This is a genomic window from Johannesbaptistia floridana (assembly GCF_057440575.1).
Genome location: NZ_JALKVM010000378.1, coordinates 20007 through 40522, shown reverse-complemented (window position 1 = coordinate 40522; position 20516 = coordinate 20007). Strand labels below are relative to the sequence as shown.

14 protein-coding genes are annotated in these 20516 nt (G+C 34.0%); 5 read left to right on the top strand and 9 right to left on the bottom strand.

The features are described from left to right. Positions 1 to 15 precede the first annotated feature (15 nt). Complete coding sequence (locus MW688_RS21310; RefSeq protein ID WP_486738024.1) at positions 16 to 681, top strand: 4Fe-4S single cluster domain-containing protein; 666 nt, start codon at positions 16 to 18, stop codon at positions 679 to 681. Here MW688_RS21310 and MW688_RS21305 read toward each other — a convergent pair. The 5 genes from MW688_RS21305 to MW688_RS21285 form a co-directional block, all read right to left on the bottom strand. Then, a complete protein-coding gene (locus tag MW688_RS21305) occupies positions 641 to 3274 on the bottom strand; it encodes an AAA family ATPase (protein WP_486738023.1) in 2634 nt (877 codons plus the stop codon). The two genes, MW688_RS21310 and MW688_RS21305, sit on opposite strands and share 41 nt — an antisense overlap. A gap of 118 nt (positions 3275 to 3392) precedes the next feature. Next, positions 3393 to 4130 (bottom strand): hypothetical protein, encoded by a 738-nt coding sequence (locus MW688_RS21300; RefSeq protein ID WP_486738022.1) that lies wholly within the window; start codon positions 4128 to 4130, stop codon positions 3393 to 3395. Beyond that, on the bottom strand, positions 4123 to 5418 hold the full coding sequence (locus MW688_RS21295) for an SUMF1/EgtB/PvdO family nonheme iron enzyme (protein ID WP_486738021.1): 1296 nt from the start codon (positions 5416 to 5418) through the stop codon (positions 4123 to 4125). Before MW688_RS21295 ends, MW688_RS21300 begins: the two co-directional genes overlap by 8 nt. Before the next feature lie 25 nt (positions 5419 to 5443). Continuing rightward, on the bottom strand, positions 5444 to 8569 hold the full coding sequence (locus MW688_RS21290; RefSeq protein WP_486738020.1) for a hypothetical protein: 3126 nt from the start codon (positions 8567 to 8569) through the stop codon (positions 5444 to 5446). 31 nt (positions 8570 to 8600) lie between these two features. After that, positions 8601 to 10127 carry a hypothetical protein gene (locus MW688_RS21285; protein ID WP_486738019.1) on the bottom strand — a complete coding sequence of 509 codons (1527 nt, stop codon included), beginning with the start codon at positions 10125 to 10127 and terminating at the stop codon, positions 8601 to 8603. An 84-nt stretch (positions 10128 to 10211) separates the two neighbouring features. Between MW688_RS21285 and MW688_RS21280 the strand changes: the two genes are divergently transcribed. Next, positions 10212 to 10556: a hypothetical protein gene (locus tag MW688_RS21280; protein ID WP_486738018.1), complete on the top strand. Its 345-nt coding sequence runs from the start codon at positions 10212 to 10214 to the stop codon at positions 10554 to 10556. Here MW688_RS21280 and MW688_RS21275 read toward each other — a convergent pair whose 3' ends face one another. From MW688_RS21275 to lptC, 3 genes are all read right to left on the bottom strand, one after another. Continuing rightward, a complete protein-coding gene (locus tag MW688_RS21275; protein ID WP_486738017.1) occupies positions 10557 to 11420 on the bottom strand; it encodes a DUF2514 family protein in 864 nt (287 codons plus the stop codon). A gap of 35 nt (positions 11421 to 11455) precedes the next feature. Further along, positions 11456 to 13306, bottom strand: a complete 1851-nt coding sequence (locus tag MW688_RS21270) for a hypothetical protein (RefSeq protein WP_486738016.1) — start codon at positions 13304 to 13306, stop codon at positions 11456 to 11458. Between the two features lie 290 nt (positions 13307 to 13596). Further along, positions 13597 to 14724 (bottom strand): LPS export ABC transporter periplasmic protein LptC, encoded by a 1128-nt coding sequence (gene lptC, locus MW688_RS21265; protein WP_486738015.1) that lies wholly within the window; start codon positions 14722 to 14724, stop codon positions 13597 to 13599. Positions 14725 to 14781: 57 nt separating this feature from the next. On the opposite strand from lptC, the gene cobO reads away from it, so the two are divergent. The 3 genes from cobO to MW688_RS21250 all read left to right on the top strand — a co-directional run bounded on the left by cobO (position 14782) and on the right by MW688_RS21250 (position 17330). Further along, a complete protein-coding gene (gene cobO / locus MW688_RS21260) occupies positions 14782 to 15378 on the top strand; it encodes a cob(I)yrinic acid a,c-diamide adenosyltransferase (protein WP_486738014.1) in 597 nt (198 codons plus the stop codon). 205 nt (positions 15379 to 15583) lie between these two features. Then, positions 15584 to 17071 carry a S8 family peptidase gene (locus MW688_RS21255; protein ID WP_486738013.1) on the top strand — a complete coding sequence of 496 codons (1488 nt, stop codon included), beginning with the start codon at positions 15584 to 15586 and terminating at the stop codon, positions 17069 to 17071. 115 nt (positions 17072 to 17186) lie between these two features. Beyond that, a complete protein-coding gene (locus tag MW688_RS21250; protein ID WP_486738012.1) occupies positions 17187 to 17330 on the top strand; it encodes a high light inducible protein in 144 nt (47 codons plus the stop codon). 139 nt (positions 17331 to 17469) lie between these two features. Here MW688_RS21250 and MW688_RS21245 read toward each other — a convergent pair whose 3' ends face one another. After that, a complete protein-coding gene (locus MW688_RS21245; RefSeq protein WP_486738011.1) occupies positions 17470 to 20427 on the bottom strand; it encodes an EAL domain-containing protein in 2958 nt (985 codons plus the stop codon). Positions 20428 to 20516 lie beyond the last annotated feature (89 nt).

Below are 20516 nucleotides of genomic sequence, written 5' to 3'. Positions count from 1 at the left end.
GACTAAGATTATCTTATGACACTTATCAATTTAGCTTATTTGTGTGCCGAAACCCGTACCCTAGGACCGGGATTACGTTTTGTCCTCTGGGTACAAGGTTGTTGTTTTCGCTGTCTGGGGTGTACTTCCCCCGAGACAATACCTCAAATAACCGCGAATTTAGTGGAACCTGCCATAATGGCCCAAACTATTCTCAGCAATCCCCGTCTTGAGGGTTTGACTATCTCAGGGGGAGAACCTATGCTGCAAGCTGTGGCTTTAAGTGAACTATTAACCATAATACATCGAGAGAGGGACCTATCGGTTATTTGCTACACAGGTTTTACTCTAAACCAATTAAAAGAGAAAAATACGCCTGAAATTCAAGCTATGCTTTCCCACATAGATGTATTAATTGATGGTTTGTATGTAGAAAATCTCAACGATAATCGGGGCTGGCGAGGTTCTGCTAATCAAAATATAAATTTTTTAACTCCTCGACATTTGGATGACAAAGAGTTATTTACCTCAAGAAAACGGGATGTAGAAGTACATTTACACAAAGATCATGCTTTGATGGTCGGGGTACCACCCCAGAACTTTTCTAGGGAGTTCCCTGAGATTATCTCATCTTTGAGCCTTAAATCTGATTCTGATAAATCTAACTCCCAAGAGGAGGTAAATCAGAAGGTGCAAAAGTAACCATCTGTTCACCTTGGAGGTTTTCCTTTATCAGCCTTACCTGCTGTTTTTGCACCATGGTTTCAAACAAATTGCGCACATCTCGCCCATTACCAAAATTAGCTGTTCTGTTTTGATACATTATATAAAAGCGATCGCGGACAACTGTCTTCACCTCTTCTGGACAGAGATAAGCAGGTTTATGGGTACGACAAAAATACAAAAAAATCTCTAGCATTTCATCGGCCGTATAGTCAGGAAATTCAATTTTTTTGGCAATACGGGATTCTATACCAGAATTGGCATTGAAAAAGTCTTGCATTTCACGAGTATAACCGGCAAAAATCACCACTAGTCGCTTTCGCTCTTTTTCCAGCATTGGTACAATAGTATTAATTGCTTCTTGACCAAAGTCATTAGTTGTGCCGGGTGAGGATGCTAAAGCATAGGCTTCATCAATAAATAAAATTCCATCTATAGCCTCTCGTACTTTAGCGCGGGTTTTAGTGGCTGTTTGCCCCACAAATCCAGCTACAAAGTCTTCTCTGGTAGCTTCAACAAAATGTCCTTTTTTTAGTATTCCTAATGCTTTCAGAATTTTACCGACTATTCTAGCTACAGTAGTTTTTCCTGTCCCAGGATTGCCTAGAAATAACAGATGTCTAGTAATATTATCATCGGTTTGATGGCCAGATTCTCTTAGTTTCTGTTTTGCTTGTTCGCTGATTACGAATTCTTTTATGGCTTGTTTAACGGATGCTAATCCAATCATGCCCTCTAATTCGCCTAGGAGTTGTTCTAAATCAGCGTCATTGCGTCTACCTTGTTGATTAGCTAGTGAGATGAAATCAATGAGAGGTTGCTCTGCTTGAGAGGGAACAATTTGTAAACGGTTATCTTGAAAAATTAATTCAGCTTGGCTTAATTCGCTGTTTTGTAGGTCAATCAACTCATCAGTAAATAAATCAGCAATTTTTTCATTTACTCCCCTTCCTCCATAGTTTTGTGCTTGTTCATAGGTTTCTTGCAACAGGGCAGCTAATGCCTCTTGACCTACTACTAAATTTATATCATAGCGCTCTTGAGCAAAGCGTTTCACCAAACGTAGAATCATTTGACTTTGTTCAGCTAGTCCTAAACGCAGTAGAGGAATAATTTTATCCATACGACCAATGAATTCTGGAGGTAAAAATTCTGTTTTTTGAATAATTTCTTTGGCACGCTCAGGATTTTCAGCTATTTCTTCTCCTGCTAGATTGGTAGTCATTAAACAAATGGTGTCTTTAGGGGCAGTTACTTCTCCCTTAGTATCACTAGCTCTACCTTCATCAAAAAAAGCTAACATTTGTCGCCAAATGCTGCTATGAGCTTTTTCTATTTCATCAAACAGTACCACACAACGGCGCTGATTTCTTCGTAATACATTGGGGATCCATCCTCCCAGCTCCGCTCCTTCGTATCCTATAGGACTACCAAAGAGATTAGAAACTTTATGTTTTTCAGCGTACTCTCCCATATCACACCTTTCTAGGGTAGTTCCTAAACATTGTGCTAAGGTTTTACTTAATTCAGTTTTCCCTGTACCTGTAGGACCTGGAAGCATAATTAATAGAGGTTTGGGGCTTTTTTTAGCGGCAATTTTTCCTCGTACTAGCTTGACTAAAGTAGCGATTTGTTGCTGATGACCAATTATTTTTTGACAAATTGCTGTGGTTAATTCTTCGGTAGTTGGTAAAGGAAATTTCTGAATCCATCGCTGCTGATATGCTTGCTTTAGAGAAATCTCAGGTGTATCTGAAAAGTGATCATACCAATATTTCAGACTTTTATTTTCTTGGGCTAAATTGGTAACTAGAGAGTCTAATTCTCCCCAAACAACTTGCTTCTTGTGCTTAAGACGATAATACTGAATTAAATTATTAATCTCACTAATACTAGGAGAAGGCATGTTAAACACATTAAAATTGTCTTGGGATTCTCTACGATTTGCTAATAACTCTCCCAAATAACTTAAGCCAATGTTTGAGCAACAAGTTTGTAATTTACCATAAGTATCTTGAGGAAAAATCAACACGCATAAGTTATCATTTGGTAACATTAACCTTGACCATGAATTAATTGCTCTAGTTAGGTCAGTGGATTGACTTAGATTTTCTGAATCAGCAAATATGATCGCCGTTTTCTGAGTGGTGTCTTCCATAAAGGTATTCATCAGAGGCATTATCTCCCCGTCTCGCATTCGTCGGTGCAACCGGGAAGTTATTTTGCTATTGGAGTTAGTGGCTGGTGATTGTTTCTTTAAAAACCTTCTTTTTTTTCCCCACTTAGAAGCAAACCGCATTTGATCGCTTTCTTGAACTTCAGAAACACTTTCAGGTTTTAACAGACAGCGATCGCGCGATTCAGTGTCTAAAAAGTATAGACCGAGGTTACTTGAATAAAAAAGAAGGCGCTGATATCCTCGCTCTTTTAAATATTCATGTATAACTTGTTCTATATTTTTTAAAATTAAATCTTCACTACAGAAATTATCAGTTGTATTTATTCCATAAATAACCATATATCTATGTCCAACTCTTGTTGTAATGTTTTCTGCCAGTCTTTCAATAGTCATTACCTTTTATTTCAAAATTCTTAGGTCTTTAGTATTTATTATGGTATGTTTTTATCAGCCTGTTTGTTTCTGCTTCGGTTCTGTTGCAAAAACTCCCAACCAGTGTTGAATCAAAAAATCAGAAATATATAGGATACTGATTAACAGAATTTGCCTGTTTTTGTTGAGCATTACGCAATTCTTGGTCGAATTGTGTCAAATTTTTCTCTAAAGTGTGGAATAAATCATCTATTTGGTGTCTAGTCAATAAGAATAAATCATCATTTTTACTATTTGTTTGAATGTTGCTCAATTTTTCTAACAGTGGTTTTATTTCACTAATAATATAATTTATTTGTTTTTCTTCTATAGGAAGAAAATTTGTTAACTTTTGATTAGCTTGATAATGAGCGTTAAAAGTAGCTAACTTTTCCTGTATTTCTAAAACTAATTTGTTCAAGTCTTGGCAAGCTGAATCAATTAAATGATTTATATTATATGGAATTTGTTTTTCTTGAGATAAATCTTCAAAGACTAAGTAAGATGATGAGTTTTGAACCATGAATCCTATTTTCCATAAATCACCTGATAGTAGTTTAGGTAGTTTAACATTCGGTAAAACTTTTAAAAATAACAATCCCTTTGATTGAGGCTCTATCTCCAAAGTCATGGCAAAAGGTGTATCAATTAAATAAGGAGGTAGAGGACAAGAATTTAAGAATTTAGGTTGAATTAGTTCTTTTAAAGAAATTCCCCCAGTTACAATTGGAATAGTTTTTCTTTCAATTTCATATTGAAGATTGGTGGATTCTATTAATATACTTATACTATGAACATAAGTTGTTTGAGTAATTTTATGATCAGAATTATTACACATATTCTTCTAGTAATAAACCACTACAGACTACACGAAATCCGATATAGTTCATAGCCGAATCAGGAGAGGCATAAGCACGGGCGGCACAGCGACAATCATAAGGACTAGTAATCCATGCTCCCCCTCTAACAACTCGTTTTTGATCATCGCCTCCTTCTACCCATATCCTAGCATCAGAGTAAGCTTGTTGATAATTTTCATGCCAAGGGTCTGCACACCATTCATAAACATTACCGTGCATATCATAAAGCCCAAAGGCATTAGCCACTTGAAACCATCCTACTGGAGTAGTTTGCCCAAGATTTTCTCCAGGATAACCAAGACCAAAAGCTACACTACCATTATAGTTACAGAATTTAGTATTAATACCTTCGCCAAAATGAAATGGTGTTCGCTGACGACCGCGACAAGCATATTCCCATTGTGCCTCGCTGGGTAAGCGATAGTCTCTTCCCGTCATTTTATTCAAATTTTGGCAAAATTCTTGTGCTTGATACCAAGTAATCTCCTCTACAGGATAATTTCCCAATTCTAAATCAGTTAGATTAGTATCAGGTTCCATCACAGCATACCATTGACTTCTAGTAATGGGATATTTACTGATACAAAAAGGCTCTATATTAACTAAATGTTGAGGTTTTTCTGTTGGGTTTTTTCCTGGTTCATCGGAAGATGAACCCATAGAAAAGGAACCTTTGGGAATTAATACCATATTCAAATTAACATTATTTCCCAAATTATCAGTAAAGTATTCAGCTTCGCTCGTATATTTATTGACTTTTTTACCTTCTGGAGACAGTAATACCACTGAAAAAGAAAATTTACCTTGAGTTTGTGGGATAGGACACATTTTTTCTAATTTTGAATTCAACTTGCCTATTTCTCTTTCTAGTTGAGCTTTTTCTTCATTTGCGGTAGTTAATTGTAACTGCATTTGTTCAATAATGCTTTGTTTCTCTTTTGTTTCTTCCTCATTTTCCTGGAGCAGTTGTTTTAGATTAATGTTCTCCTGTTGTAATTGTTCTATTTTTAGTTGAAGTTGACCTTGCTGCTGTTGAAAGGCTGCTTCTAACTCCATTTTTAAATCTTCAATTGGCGGTTGTTTATCTTGTTGTTTTAGCTGCTGCCATTTTTCTTGAGCCCAAGTGAGTTGAGTTTTCAATTTGTTCAGAAAGACGGGAGGAAATGCTCCTAAACCTTGAAGATTATTTTGAAGCTCCCATCCACAGTTAGTACAAATATCAATCTCTTCTGCATATTCTGTTTTACATACAGGGCAATTGACCATAGATAATCTCCTATTTTCCATATCTTTAGTAATTTTTTGAGTCTTTATCTTTTGTATTAAAATATTTTTTTAAAAATTCTATTATCGAATCTTCTATGTTTTTTGGTAAGTTGATTTTGTCTGCTATTAATCTAACAATACGTTCTAAAGATGATTGAGATTGAGGTATAAAAGTTTTTAAAATCAAATCGTATTCTTTTTTTAACTCAGGTTTATCAAACTTTTGTAGATAAGTCTTCATTTCAGAAGAAGGTACTGTTTTATCAAGAATTTCTGCTACTTGAGTCAAAACTTTTTCATAATTTTCTTGGTCTATGCTCATTTGTCGCCAACGTAAAAACTTTTCTACTGTCTTTTCACTTTTTATATACTCACAATAGAAATTTAGAGAGAATGATTCAACTTGCTTATTTTCCCAAGGAGTTTTATCAGGTATTTGTATTAGTAGCTCAAAGATTGGTTCTTGTGTTAATATTTCCGATGATTGATTCCAATTGTTACCTATATTCTTATTTATCAGGTCAAATATTGTTGGTACTTTTATTACCTTAGGATTAGCTTTTCCGATGATTTCAGTTAGTTGAGATTTGCTCAATTTCCAAGCTTGACTTTTTTCTGATATGAAAAAGCGTATTTGCTCATCATCTTTATACTTTTTAAGGGATGAAGCTGCTTCTACTAACAAAGTATTCAATGACTGCTCACTTATCAAATGTTGTTCAAAATTCTCTGGTTGAGAAATAACCTGGGGATGAAAGTCAATCTTGGCTAAATATATCCAGTCTTTATCCTCAAAGTGCTTAGTTACTTGTTGAGTATTGATTAACTTTAATACATCCTCATGTTTTCTTATTTCTTCCTTAATAATTAAATCATTCAAAGATTCTAGAAGAGATCCTGAAATTAAGTGGTAAATTTCACCCTGATATAAACATTTAATTAAATTAGGAATTAATCCTGAATTATCAAGTATAAATCTATCTAGTTCAAAGTTATTTTTATTAACTAACTCTCGAAAATGTTTCCATGTATAACTATTCTTAACAAAATTCTCCTGCCAGTCATTATTATTAGTTTCTTGAAGCCATTCTGAGAAGATTGAATAGAAAAAATTAGTATCTAAAAATGTATTGTTTTGACTCCCTATTTTATAGGTTTTGTCAAGAACATCAATTCTGTCTTGTGGGTTTTGATAGAGTATCCTAAATAATTCTTGCCAACTAGACCACTGATTGGGATTATTCTGTAAATCTCCTAAGTTTTTAATTATATTATGGTTTGATTGATTAGATATAAGAGTTGACAAAGTCTTATTGTAGGTTAAAAAAAACCATTCTCCTGCTGCAATACTCTGCTCAAAAAGACTTTTAATAAACTCTGATAAATGTTCTAATTCAATCAACGGGTTAGACTGTAAAAACTCATTATAAAATAGATCAGCTTGTTGAGATTCCATCTTTGTAATCTGATGAATTTTGGTTAAGCTACTTAAAATGATGTTTTGTGAACGAGAATTTATACAGGTGCGTATCTGCTTATCTAGTTGGAGACTAGTCAGATCTGATTTTCTTACTGAAGACTGTATTAGTGAGTTTAATTTACTGTTTTCGTAAATTTGAATATCAATGTATGGGAGAAAAACAGCTAATTTTTTATTAAAATACAAATAACTAGATTCTTGATTCCTGCTTGATAATGCAAGAGGATAAGCTACATCTAAAAGTCTAAAGCGATCTTGCTTTTCAAAAGTTTCATCTTGGCTGAATTTTTCAGCTATACTTATTGTATTGTTAGTATCAGAATTTTCTTGATTGATAAATTCTATACACAACTCCAGCAGTTCATTTTTGATTTGTTTCTTAATCTCAAGATCGAGATTAGTTAGCAAATCATTATCTAACAAAATTACTCCTAAAGGATTTAAATTATTTTGAAGCTTCTCAACCCATTGTTTGATATATTTTAAAATATTAATATGATTGAGCACCCTAAATATATATGGCAAATATTGCTTAATTTGTCTATTACTAACTATTTCTTGAGCTAATACTTGAAAAGCAACCAGCCAAGCTTCCTGGTCTTTTTCATCAATAGTATTGATAATCTTCTCCCATTGTGAATTATCTAAAGACAGAAGATATTGATTGATGACTTGATTTTTAGTCTCTTTTGGGACAGTAGGAAGTAAACGAATAACTACTTCTGGTGCCTTGAGAGTTTCTGATTGTAGAGATTCTTCGGTAATTTGATTTAGTCTTGATAGAAATTCTTCTAGCTTCTTAGTATTATGATTTATTACTGGAGACAGAAGATTTGTGACATAAAAATTTTCTGCATCATCTGGTTTTGATAATCCTATTAATTGATTAGTAGAACGATTAACCCATATTAAACTATTGTTTGTGTTTGGTTGCTCCTGCTTTTGTTCATAGAGAAGTTTTGCCCAATGACAAAATTGTTGGTTAAAAATTCCTATGGCTATAGGGTAATCACAACGAATCGCTTTAGGCAATAAATCTAATATAGTTTCTATATATAGATAAGATTTAAGCTCACTTCTAAAATAGTTGAAGCTCAACCTTTGGTTATTTAATAATGCCGCTTGGGTTCTTTCTAGTAATTTTTCTTGATTCAAGCCCATTTCTAAATATTTAATTATATCTTCCTGTGATTTTATCGAGTTTTTTAACTCAGAAAAAGGAATAGATATAGGCTCAAGTTGAGGATTAAACTTCGGTAAAAAAGGAATTTTTTGTTTTTCAAGCCATAGAACTAGAGGAAATATCTGATAATCTATTTCTTCTAAATCTTCTAGAGGTATAAAAATATATCTATGTAGAGAAATAATTCTACCACCAGATTTATCGCCAATAACTCGATTTCTATCATCTGTAGCAACAGATGCTTGTACTAAAACTAATTGATTATCGGTGGATTTAAAGCATCCAAATGCTTTATTTTTCTTTAATCTTTGGTCATCATCATCATAAATAGGAGGAACACTTCCCCAAAATAAATGCTCACTTTTTATTGCTTCAAGTTCTTCTAAGCGTGTTTCCAAATTAGCAGTACAACCAGTTATTTGATAATCTCGGCTTTGGTCTACAAATTTGCCGTAAATAAATTGATCATATCTTTTTTCTTGTGTCATAACTTAATTTAGCTTTATTTAATTATATTTTTTATCTTGACTGAATCTGATAAGTTAAAATATTCTCTATTAACCATTGGACAGGTTTTATTACATTATAGGGATTGTTTTTTTGATTTTTAATGCGATCGCGAGAACGCCCTCCCGTTGATTTTGATTGACTAGAAGAATTAATATCAACAGGTTCATCTAAAAAAGAACCTTCTGCTTCTGCCTCTTCTTGATTGTCACTACGTAAGCTTTCATCTATTGTCTCTAATTCTATTAGAGAGGAATCTTCTTCTCGATTAACCTCTTCTACCCCTGAATAATAATCATCACCATCTTGATAAACTCCAATAGAGGATATGGAGAAAAACTCACATCTATTTTCAGACGGATCATATTTACATTCTTCATCCATATTCAAGTATATATAATTATTTTTCAGTATTTCATAAGTTTCCTCGTCCATTATTCTTTTAGCTAAATCTAAAGGCTTATCTCTATATCCCCACAGATTATCTCTGTCTATTTTTGTTACGCAAAATGTTAAAAATTTTTCTAATTTTAATTGAATATTTTGGTTATCTCCACTTTCTTTTTTCGCTCTTTCAAAAAGCTGAAAGAAAAGTTCTCTAAACATACCTTCAAATTTATTTTTTTTATCTTCATATTCAGGTTTAATTAAGTTAGGATCTAGTAAAAAAATGATTCCATCACAATTAATTAAATAGTCTATAACATTGTTAATTGCTGGATGATCTTCATTACTGGAATTTATCTTAATAGTTGTATTTTCAGCAATTTCTTCATACACACCTCCTGGGGCATCAAGAAAATCTAAAACAATTTCCACCTTATCAAAAGGAGGTGTTTTTCCTTGTAAAATATAACTAAAAAGCTTAGTATTTTCTGGAGTTGTTCCGGGAGGGAATATTTTTTTCTCTTTGATTATTTTCAGGTTCTCTTTAATAAAATTTCGTGCTTCGTCATTACCAATGATAATCCAGTTGGGGTCTTTCTCTAAACACTTGAATAGCATGGTTAAAAAGGTCGTTTTTCCTGAACCTTCTGTGCCCCAAATTCCTAAGGTTATCTTTCGATGTTCGGGAGTTACTTTTGTTGTTGTAGTGGTGTTCTTAATATTTCTACCTTGTTTAACAACTTTAGCAAACTTAGAAACGTCTCTTGAATTGTTCATAAAAGTATCTATTGACCCTAAATTGTATTGTATTTCTTTTTCCCCTAAGGTATCCTTGACTAGTAAATAAATATTGGGATTTGATTTGTTGTCAATTGTCATACCGACTTGCCAAGAGTTATTGAGAGAATAGTTAGGGAGAGAATGTTTATTTATGGAAAAGATATTTTCTTTTACATCTTGTTTGCCTTGAGCTACAAATACAGAAATAGATAAATGTGGCGATTTACCAGAAACAGCCAATGGTTTTGTCAAATATGACTTATTGACTATAGACTCTGACAGTTTAGCACCAATCTCAAGTATAGGAACTTTTTTCTTAAGGCGATCGCCATTAAGGTCAAAATTTTCTAATATTATACCGATTATTGTCATCTGTTCTCTTTTTTATGTTTTTCTTTTTTTATGATAAATGCTATATTGATGTGTATAGCATTGTAGTTAAAAAGATAAGATAAGATGATTGAATGTCCTATTTGTCAAACTGAATATCTCTCAGATGAAGAACTAATTGCTTGTGGATTATGTGGTTGGGATTTAAGGGAATATCCAGAGATGCTATCTCTACCAGAAACTTTTGGTGAAAAGCAAAGAGCCCAAATACTTTGGGCTAGGCAAAAGTGGAGACAGTTACAAGGATTTAAACAATTAAAACAAGACAAAATCCAGTTAGAGGGAGAATTATCTGAAGTCTATTCTCAGCTCAATCAAACTACAAAAAAACTTGATCGGCTTCAAAAGCAACACCAACAAATTAAACAAACTCAGTCTAAATTATTTAAGACTTTATCTGAAATAAATTGATTAACCAAGGTTTAGTTTAACAAAGCGAACTTCAATTCTTCTTCTTTTAGGATCATTTCGGGGGCTAGAATCATTAGAATTATCACCAGCTAGACCAATATTGCCTGGTAAAATCAGTTGGGCTGCTGAATAGGGTCTAAACTCTAAACCTGCTAAGGATTTATCTTTTTTCTGAATTTCTTGTAATAATTGTACGACGGCTAAAGCTCTCATGAGAGCTAAATCAGCATTAGACCCTGGTACTAAATTACTAACTTTTCCTTGGTCTACAGAAATTTCTAGTTCTCTATCTAGATTGCTTTGGCTTTTAAGCCTTGTTGATATTGCTTGTCTATCTGTATGTCCAATCACCTCAACTACATTAATTTCTCCAGTTTGTTGTGCTTGTTTAATTATGTCAATGAGATCGTTTGTTATATACTTTTCCAAGTCTGGGAGAATTTCTGCGCTACCAGTGGGGAAACTTTTATCACTTACTGGTATTTCTATAAATTGACGTGCTGCTTTTAATTTTTCTATCTCACCTCTCAAATCGTCTACTTCTTCTTGGGCTTCCCTAGCTTTATTGTTAGCATCTTCTGCTGCTTCTTGGGCTTCCCTAGCTTTATTTTCAGCATCTTCTGCTGCTTCTTCGGCTGCCCTAGCTTTATTGTTAGCATATTCTACTTCTTCTTCGGCTGCCCTAGCTCTATTGTTGGCATCATCTTCAGTTTGACTAGTAAGTTGATTAAGATTGACAACAGTAGCAAAAGCTAGAAAAAGTAATAAAACAATAATTATGAAAGAATTAGACATCAAATCAGTAAAAGCTGTCCATACATTAAAGCTTTCTGTTGGTTTTGTTGATCGCCATCGCCGTCTCATTATTCATCTCCTGGAGAAACCTTAGAATAAATAGTTTAAGAATCATAATTAAGATTGATATAATTTTCTATACCTCTTAATCGTTGAGAGTTATCACTAATATTATTGGCGATCGCCTCAATATTTTGCTCCATTGCTTGTAATTCCTCTCCTAAAGTTAACACTTCACTTGTATATTGTATTAAATTTCTCATCCCTGCCCCCAATTCTTCTAATCCTTGGCGATTTTCTCTGACTATTTGTGGGATGGGCGTTATCCCTTCAATCAGTTGGTCAGAAACATTATGAACAAGATCCCCAGAATTGCGATATTGTTCTGTTAACTTTGTGATTTCGGATGAGTTATTCTTCAAATTATTATTAACAGTTTGTAATCTTTGTGTATATGTTTCCATCTGACTATTTAGATCTTTAGATACATTTGCCAAATTTTGAGATACATCAGCAAGAGTCTTTCTATTTTGTTCTATAGTTTCATCTAGTTGATTTAATTTTTGTTGACTATTTTTCATCACATCATTTAATCTAGTCATTTCTTGAGTAAGATTTGTATTAATACTTGCTAATTCTCGCTCATAGCTTTGTAGACTTTGATTAAATCGAGTAGAAATATCCACAAGCTTTGTCCCAATTTTTTGATTAGAGGAGAATATTTTGGCTAATTCTTCCTGATTTTGAGTAATTAACCTCTTGACTAGAGATGAATTCTCCACAAGATTTTCACCAACGGTTTCTATCTTGTTTCCATTGTCTTCTAGTCTTCTACTGACTCCATCTAATCTTTCTACCTGGAGTGATAAGCTATCTATACAACCCTCAAGTTGCCCTATCATCCCAGAAAATCTGTTGGCGAGCCCACCTATATTACTGCAAGCACTATTTAATGCTTTGGCCCCATCTATCATTACTCCAGCAACTTGATTGAAAATAGTTTTAAATTCTCGTGAACTATTGATTAAAAGCTCAGAATTTTCATGGACGATTTTAGCAAAAACCTCTCCTCCTGACTTAATCACCTTCTCGAATTCTTGTGTTGTTTGGTGAAGTTTATTGACATATTTAACAAAACTACGGGAATGTTCTTCTATAGCTGTTGTTAAGCTTTCTAACTTTGCACTCTGACTTTCAGAATGCTTATCAATAGCAGATGTTATGTTTGTACTTAGTTGATTTAATGATTTTTTTACTTCTTCATTTTGATTATCAGAAGAAGTATTGATAGTGTTTATTAATTCATCTATTTTTTCCGACTGATTTTGAGAGTGAAGATCAATGCTGTATTTAATTACCTTTACTAAATCGGTCATTAAAGTGCTAATTGTCTTCTGTAAATTTGGGGCTTCCTGTGAATTTGCGGCTTCCAAATAAATAACTTCTTTTTCACCAAATAAAGATTGAGTAATCACCTCACTAATATTAGTTAAATTCTTATTCAGTTTTTCTTCTCGCTCAATATCAATACTATTGAGAGCGTTTTCCTTTTGCTCTTCTAAAGTAGATACAGGAAAAAATACATTAAGAATTCCACTAAATAGAATTCCGAATAAACTGCTTACAAAGGCAATTGACATTGAGCCAGTTATATGAGCAATACTTGATTTAAGGTTTTCTATTGATTTGGCTAAATCTTCTGAATTACCCGTAGAAGATAGGGAGTCTTGTTGACTAAGAAAAAATAAACTTAAGGATATGCCTATAAAAGTTCCTAGTAAGCCCAGAGACAAGATTATATTAGGAAGACTTTGATAGTAATTTTTTTCTTTTTCCCAGTTAATAATATTTTCTTCCCTTATTTTTGTTCTCTTTAAATTTATCCATTTTTTTATAGCAATTATTGTAATAGTAAGTTGTACCAAAACAAACCCAACTAAGAAAAATTTAAACATCTTATTTATTTACTCCAATTTTGAATTATTATATACATTTTTTTTAGAGAGCGAAAAATTTCAGTTCTGTTTATGTATTTCTGGAGCATCATTATGCACCCAACGGCATATAGTTGAGTAATTGACTGATAAACCTGTCTCCAACATCATTTCGGATAAATCCCGGTAGCGAAGATACCATCGCACATTAAGTAAAATACTACTATCTATATATGGCAAATTTCAGTTAATTATATCACGAAAAACTTTTGCAAGTCCTCACCGAAATGTTAAAAACCTACCCTTATCAGTTAGTTGGTAGGGGGTAGAATCTCGGTGATAACTTGTTGATTGTTATCGCTAGTGACAACTAATTGATTGGTTTGAATATTGCCCACAGCGCGATCGCCAGTAGAATAAATAAAGGGTTCTATTTGTTCATAAATCACATTACCCTTAGCTTCAACTATTTGCTGAGGAATTGTCCAAATTAACTCAGTGGCATAGAGTTTAGCTTGGTTGCGGGGTGTCTCTCCTTGAACTCCAGCGCTAAGGTGGGCAATTTCTTTTTCTAAATCTACTTTTCCCAGATTGGCTGTAATAGTAACAGCTTCAGTTTGATGAACCAGTTGTACGGGGTTATCTGCGATAACTAAGCGTTGTTGATAATTCCAAATAATTGAGTTACTAGCAATTTGTACGGGAGGATTAAGAGAAACTAACTCGACATTTTGACTAAATTTTGCTTGATGATCATCTAGAAACACCTCTAAATGTTCTGCAACTACTTGGTCAGTAATTATCTCTCCTTGGTTGTAGCGCACTATTTGAAAAGGAGAATCAACGAGAAGTTGATTAGTGGTTAAATTCCAGGTTACTTGATTAGCTTGAAACTTGATAGGTTGTTCTGTGGTGTAACCAACAACTTCGTCTATTAACTCTAATTCTTGGCGATCGCTATAATATTTGGCTTGTTTAGCGGTAACATTAAGAGTAGGATGTTCACTAGAAATATTGTTTTCTAGAATCAAAAGATTTTGTTTTGGATACCAGCTCAACTTATCACCTCTGACTACAGTTCCATTGCGTACATCTTTAGCTACCACATTATTTTCTAGCAAAATCATTTCCCCATCGTTAATAATTTCTCCAGAATCTGCCGCCAAATAAATAATCATTTCTCCATCTTGGAAAAAATTGCCAGATATAGTCTCAAGTGTTGCCTGTTCGCGATCTGGACTATAATTAGTAGCCTCAGCTTTAATTTTCCAGAGAGTTTGTCCTTGGGAGTCAGCTTGTTCTAAAGTAGCATTAGACATATTGAGGCTACTTTCTTTATTTGTGTCAGGGGTTTGTGTGATGTTTTCTGAAGATGGGTTGTTAGTTTGACAAGCCGTAAGTATGAGAAGAACGAATAAAAGTAAAGATTTCTTGAACATAAATAAGCATTTTAAGGGAAAATAAAGTAATATCATTAACAAAAGTCAGGATTTAAGATGAGTGAAGATTATCAACGCCGTATGCAAAAACGGAAAGAGATCCAGGATCAGCGTATAGCTGCTTGTACTGAGGAAAAAGGCTTAGTCATTGTTAATACTGGTAATGGTAAAGGTAAAACTACAGCAGCTTTAGGGATGGTTGTACGTTCTCTAGGACATGGTTACCGAGTCGCTATTATTCAGTTTATCAAAGGCGCTTGGGAACCGGCAGAAAAAGCTGTATTAAATCAGTGGGAAAAACAATTAGATTTTTTAGCCACCGGAGAAGGCTTTACCTGGGAAACCCAAAGCCGAGAAAGAGACATTGCTAAAGCCACAGAAGGTTGGCAAAAGGCGAAAGAGTTTTTACAGAATCAGGACTATAAATTAATACTCCTAGATGAAATTAATGTGGCTTTAAAACTCGGTTATCTGGATTTACAAGATATCCTTCAAGAAATCGCCAATAAACCTCCTCAAACTCATGTAATTTTAACTGGTAGAGGCGCACCCCAAGAGTTAATTGATGCCGCAGACTTAGTTACTGAGATGAAATTAATTAAACATCCCCTCAAAGAACAAGGTATTAAAGCACAACCAGGAATAGAGTTTTAAGCTATTAGGCTATGAGTACTCTAACATTAAACCTTTCATCTCTAGTGGAGAAAATTAGCGATCGCGATTTAGAAATTCTCTCTCGTGACTAGAAGTTAGTTTGGCTGAAATCTTTGAGGATTAATATTTACTTGAGAAATATTAAACTCTAAAATTAAACAAGTAAAATAGAAAATGATAAATTAACTGGTCAACTAAGATTCGGTTGGCTTATCAAAAAATGAATGCGGCCTTTGATGTTATTGAACTAACGAAACTGCGCCAAGACTCAAATTTTGCTAGTCTTGATGGTAGTGGCTTCAGTGTAGTAGTGATTGATACTGGATTAGATTCTACACATTCTCTTTTAGCTGATAATTACATAACTGGTTTTGATTTTTTAACAGAAACTGAAGAAATCTTTGATGAAGATGGACATGGTACCCACGTTGCCGGAATTATCGGCGCCAGGGATCCAGAAATAGGTATCGCCCCGGAAGTTGGTATAATTGGTTTAAGGGTATTTGCTGAAAATGGTAATGGTTCCAATTTAAAAATAGATCAAGCTTTAGAATGGGTATTAGCCAATCAAGAAGAATATAATATTATCGCTGTGAATATCTCTAGCGGTAGTGGCTTCTATACCTCCTCATCAGAAATAACTAACGATCCCTTAAAAGAACAAATTGAGGAAGTAGAAGAAGCGGGAATTACTGTGGTTGCTGCCGCGGGAAATAATTATCAAGATAATCAAGAACCAAATATTGCTTTACCTGGTATTTATAGTACTGTGGCGGTGGGAGCTACTTGGCCTAATGACCAAAAACGCAGAATTAATTGGGTTGGAGGTACTATAGATTTTTCTACAGACACAGACCGTATTGTCAGTTTTAGCCAACGTTTAGATGCTGCCAATATGATGTTTGCTCCCGGTGCTGTGATTAAGAGTACCATACCTGAGGATCGTACTGGGAGAAAAAGCGGCACCAGTATGGCAACCCCTATGGTAACAGGTACTGTAGTTTTAATGCAACAAGCAGCCTTAGAATTTGGCGATCGCCTTTTAGAACCATACGAAATTGCTGATATTCTCCAGGATACTGCCGATACTATTTTTGATGGTGATGATGAAGATGATAATGTTGATAATACTCAACTTGAATATCCTCGTCTCAATACCTATGCTGCTGTCTCCCGAGTTAAAGCAAGATTAGAACAGGAATTTCTAGGGACTGACGATGCTGATTTAATTGAAGGTACTAGGGGTGATGATAAAATTCTCACCCTCAGAGGTAATGATACCCTCAAAGGTGCCCACGGTAATGATACTTTGATTGGTAGTGGTGGCAATGATCGCCTTTTTGGTAGTTATGGTCATGATATTCTCACTGGGGGGATGGGAAGCGATCGCTTTATCATTGCTTCTCCTCGCCAACAGCGCGATCGCATCCGTGATTTTAATCCCGATCAAGATCTGATTGTGATTTATGCCAATCAATTTCAACTAAATACTCCTCTGAGAGAATCTCTCCCTCCCGAATATTTTTCTCTTGGTAGTCAAGCCACTAATACTCAACAGCGTTTTCTCTATGAAGCTAATTCCGGTGAACTCCGTTTTGATGCTGATGGTAGTGATTCTCAATTTTCTCCCGTAACTATCGCTAGATTGCAGGGTGAGCCTGAATTTGACCACTTCCATCTTTTTGTGGTTTAAGTATTTATTTATAATTTTGTATCTAATTGTTGCGTTCTTTGTTAAACTATGTTAAGCTTTATATCAGAAGGGTTGACAGATTAACCTAAGTTAGTAACTCAATAGAGGTATAAACATGGAAGAGAAACAAGCTAAATTTGGATTTAACAACTTTGCAGAAACTTGGAATGGTCGTCTAGCCATGCTTGGTTTCACTATCGGAATTTTAACTGAACTATTAACCGGAAAAGGAATATTAGCTCAACTAGGTATCATGTAATTCACCTGTATCTAGTTGACAAACTTAATATAATAATTCCCTAGATTGTTAATCAAATCTAGGGTTTTTTTTATAGCAGTAGTTCGTGTTAACAATATTTAGGGTAGGATCAATTCTTTAACTCATTACTTATTACTTATTACTCATTACTCAAATAATTAGTAGCCTCTTCTACAGATAGAGGTTTAGCAAACAAAAAGCCTTGACCTTTTTGACAGCCTAACTGAAGTAAACATTCTACTTGACCCTCAGTTTCTATCCCTTCAGCAATTGTCTTTAATCCCAAGCTAGAAGCTAAATTAACAATGATGCCGATAATGTGCCTACTTTCGTGACTAGTTTCTGCATCTTTAACAAAACAACGATCAATTTTGAGAATATTAATGGGAAAACGATGTAAATAACTCAGAGAAGAATAACCAGTACCGAAATCATCAACAGATATTCTTAATTGTCTTTGTTGTAATTGTTGCAAAATGCTGATTGTAGTTTCAGTATCTTGCATTAACAAACTTTCAGTAATTTCTAATTTAATGCGATCGCGCCTTACCTTAGTTGTGGCAAAAATTTGATCAATTTCTTCGATTAGACGAGGATTATGAAATTGCTTAGGGGAAATATTAATACTCATTTGCAGATGTACATGTTGAGGAAATTGTTCATGCCACTGTTGCAACTGATAACAAGCTTGATGAAACACCCAAAAACCAAGAGGGATAATTAAACCAGTTTCTTCAGCAATCGTGATAAATTCTCCTGGTGATAGTACTCCTTCTGTAGGGTGCCGTAAACGTACTAAAGCTTCAAAACCTAAAATTTGGCGATTTTCCAAAGAAACAATTGGTTGATAAAAAAGTTCAAAATTATTGTCTTCTAAACCCTTACGCACATCTAATTCTCTATTTATACGTTTAAAGGCCATAGCCTGCATCTCGGGGTTAAAGATTGCGTAGTTATTCTTACTAATTTTTTTGGCGCGATGCAAAGCAATTTCCGCACCACTCAACAAATCTTTAGGAGAAAGATTAGCTGTATCACTGAACATAATACCCATACTTACTGTTATGTTTAAGTTAAAGTTCTCTTTAATAGAGATTGGCTTATTTAAACAAGAGTGAATTTTTTTAATGATACTAAGTATTTGTTTTAAACTTTTTACTCCTTCAAGTAAGATAGCAAATTCATCTCCTCGTAAACGTGAAATTATATAAGTTGGTTGTAAACAGAGTTTTAATTCATTAGCGATTTTTTGTAATAAAGTATCTCCCACACTATGTCCAAAAGCTTCATTAATTATCTTAAATTCATCTAAATTAAGTACTAGTACAGCAAAGTGATAATCTTGTTTTTCTTGAGCATTTTTACAAGCATATTCTAAATAAGATAAAAATAGAGTTCGATTAGGTAGACGAGTTAAAGGATCATAAAAAGTTAGGTGTTGTAGTTCTATTTCTGCCTGTTTGCGTGTAGTTATATCTTTTTCCATACCATCAAAACGTATGATTTTATGGTGTTTCTCATCGTAAATAGCCCACGCACGACAATCTAACCAGCAAATTCGATTATCGGCACAAATTATACGGTATTCAAAGTTGACTTCTGTTTTAGTATTTAATAGATTTAAATGATTATTAGCTATTTCTAGATCTTCTGGATGAACTATCTGAAACCACAACTGAGTATCTCTATAAAATTGTTGTGGAGAATAACCAGTAATTTTAGTTACTGCCCTATTAATAAATAATACACGAAAAGTTTCTGGTTCCAACGACCAAATTATATTATCAATACTGTTAAGAATACTGTTAAGACGTTGTTCACTGTCTTGAACTCTCACTTCAGCGGAGTGGCGATCGCTCACGTCTCGTAGAGAGATTAAATTAGCTGATTCACCTTGCCATTGCATTTTCTCAACGCGCATTTCAGCAGTTATTATTTTCCCATCTCGATGAATAATATCAATATCAGTACTTTTGTGATTAACTAGTGGTAATCCCAGGGTACGTTCTTGTATTTCTGAGAGGGAGCGACCAAATAGAGATAAAGTTTTTTGGTTGCTGTATAAAATTTGACCTTGATTATTGACCACCAGGAGACCGTCGGAAATATTATTAATTACTTTAGTTAAAAATTCTTCTTTAGCAGCAAGTTGTTTATAGAGTTTTTCTTGTTTTGTGATATCGTAGGCGACGCCAACTAAACCAATAATTTCTCCTATTGAATTTTGAACGGGAGTAAGTTGATGCTGAAAAATAGTGCCTTGATAATTCTGAATCCAAGTACAATTTTTACCAGCTAAAACCTCTTCAATCTTTGCTAACGCCTCTGGATAATCTTGATAAATAGTAAAAATTGAGAATCCTACTAGCTGATTTTGGTCAATATTTAGCGATTTTAGGGATTTTCCTCGGTAAATGGTGAATATACCTTCCCTATCGGTGGCATAGAGAATCATCGGTAAACTATTTACAGTCTTTTCTAATAATTCTTGAGTTTTCCGATAAGCTAATTCAGTCTCTCTCGTTTGGGTTATGTTTCTAGCTATTCCATAGATTAAACCCTCATCTAAGTTTAGATTAGCAGTCCACTGTAAAATTATTTCTCTTCCATCTTTGTGAAGATAGCGATTTTCAAAGTAAGTTATATTTATTCCTTCTGTTAATTTTGCCATTGCCTCTAAAGTAGTCGAGCGATCCTCAGGATGGACAAACTCTAAAAATGGCCTATTCATTAATTCTGCTTGAGTATACCCTAAAGTTTTTGACCAAGTTGGATTAAGTTTACAAAAGTAACCATCAAGATTAGCGATACAGCAGAGATCTTCAACTTTCATAAACAAGTTACTGCTATCTGCTTGTAGTTGTTTTTGTAGTTTTAATCCCTGATAAATAAATCTTATCACTAATATTATTACAATTATACCGAATATCACAAAAGTTACTTGGCTAGGGAAAATTAGTTGATTCTCTAATTCTCCCTGATTGGGTAATCTTGATAAATTTTCTGTGAACATGTTTAAAATAGTCTCATATCCCCATATATGCTCTTTTTTGATGACTATTACCACTAAATGAGCTAAGTTATAGCTAATGAGCATACTGAGTCATACTAGTAATAATAACCTTGTTAACAGTAAAATTGCTTAGTTTAAAGAAATTTAAAGATCTGAATTATCGACCCGATAGA

Bases quoted from the DNA above. Each gene is read 5' to 3' on its own strand.
- MW688_RS21250 (WP_486738012.1), top strand. From the start codon at position 17,187: ATGGAAGAGAAACAAGCTAAATTTGGATTTAACAACTTTGCAGAAACT.
- MW688_RS21300 (WP_486738022.1), bottom strand. From the start codon at position 4,130: ATGTGTAATAATTCTGATCATAAAATTACTCAAACAACTTATGTTCAT.
- MW688_RS21280 (WP_486738018.1), top strand. From the start codon at position 10,212: ATGATTGAATGTCCTATTTGTCAAACTGAATATCTCTCAGATGAAGAA.
- MW688_RS21245 (WP_486738011.1), bottom strand. From the start codon at position 20,427: ATGCTCATTAGCTATAACTTAGCTCATTTAGTGGTAATAGTCATCAAA.
- MW688_RS21295 (WP_486738021.1), bottom strand. From the start codon at position 5,418: ATGGTCAATTGCCCTGTATGTAAAACAGAATATGCAGAAGAGATTGAT.
- MW688_RS21285 (WP_486738019.1), bottom strand. From the start codon at position 10,127: ATGACAATAATCGGTATAATATTAGAAAATTTTGACCTTAATGGCGAT.
- lptC (WP_486738015.1), bottom strand. From the start codon at position 14,724: ATGTTCAAGAAATCTTTACTTTTATTCGTTCTTCTCATACTTACGGCT.
- MW688_RS21305 (WP_486738023.1), bottom strand. From the start codon at position 3,274: ATGACTATTGAAAGACTGGCAGAAAACATTACAACAAGAGTTGGACAT.
- MW688_RS21290 (WP_486738020.1), bottom strand. From the start codon at position 8,569: ATGACACAAGAAAAAAGATATGATCAATTTATTTACGGCAAATTTGTA.
- MW688_RS21275 (WP_486738017.1), bottom strand. From the start codon at position 11,420: ATGAGACGGCGATGGCGATCAACAAAACCAACAGAAAGCTTTAATGTA.
- MW688_RS21270 (WP_486738016.1), bottom strand. From the start codon at position 13,306: ATGTTTAAATTTTTCTTAGTTGGGTTTGTTTTGGTACAACTTACTATT.
- MW688_RS21310 (WP_486738024.1), top strand. From the start codon at position 16: ATGACACTTATCAATTTAGCTTATTTGTGTGCCGAAACCCGTACCCTA.
- cobO (WP_486738014.1), top strand. From the start codon at position 14,782: ATGAGTGAAGATTATCAACGCCGTATGCAAAAACGGAAAGAGATCCAG.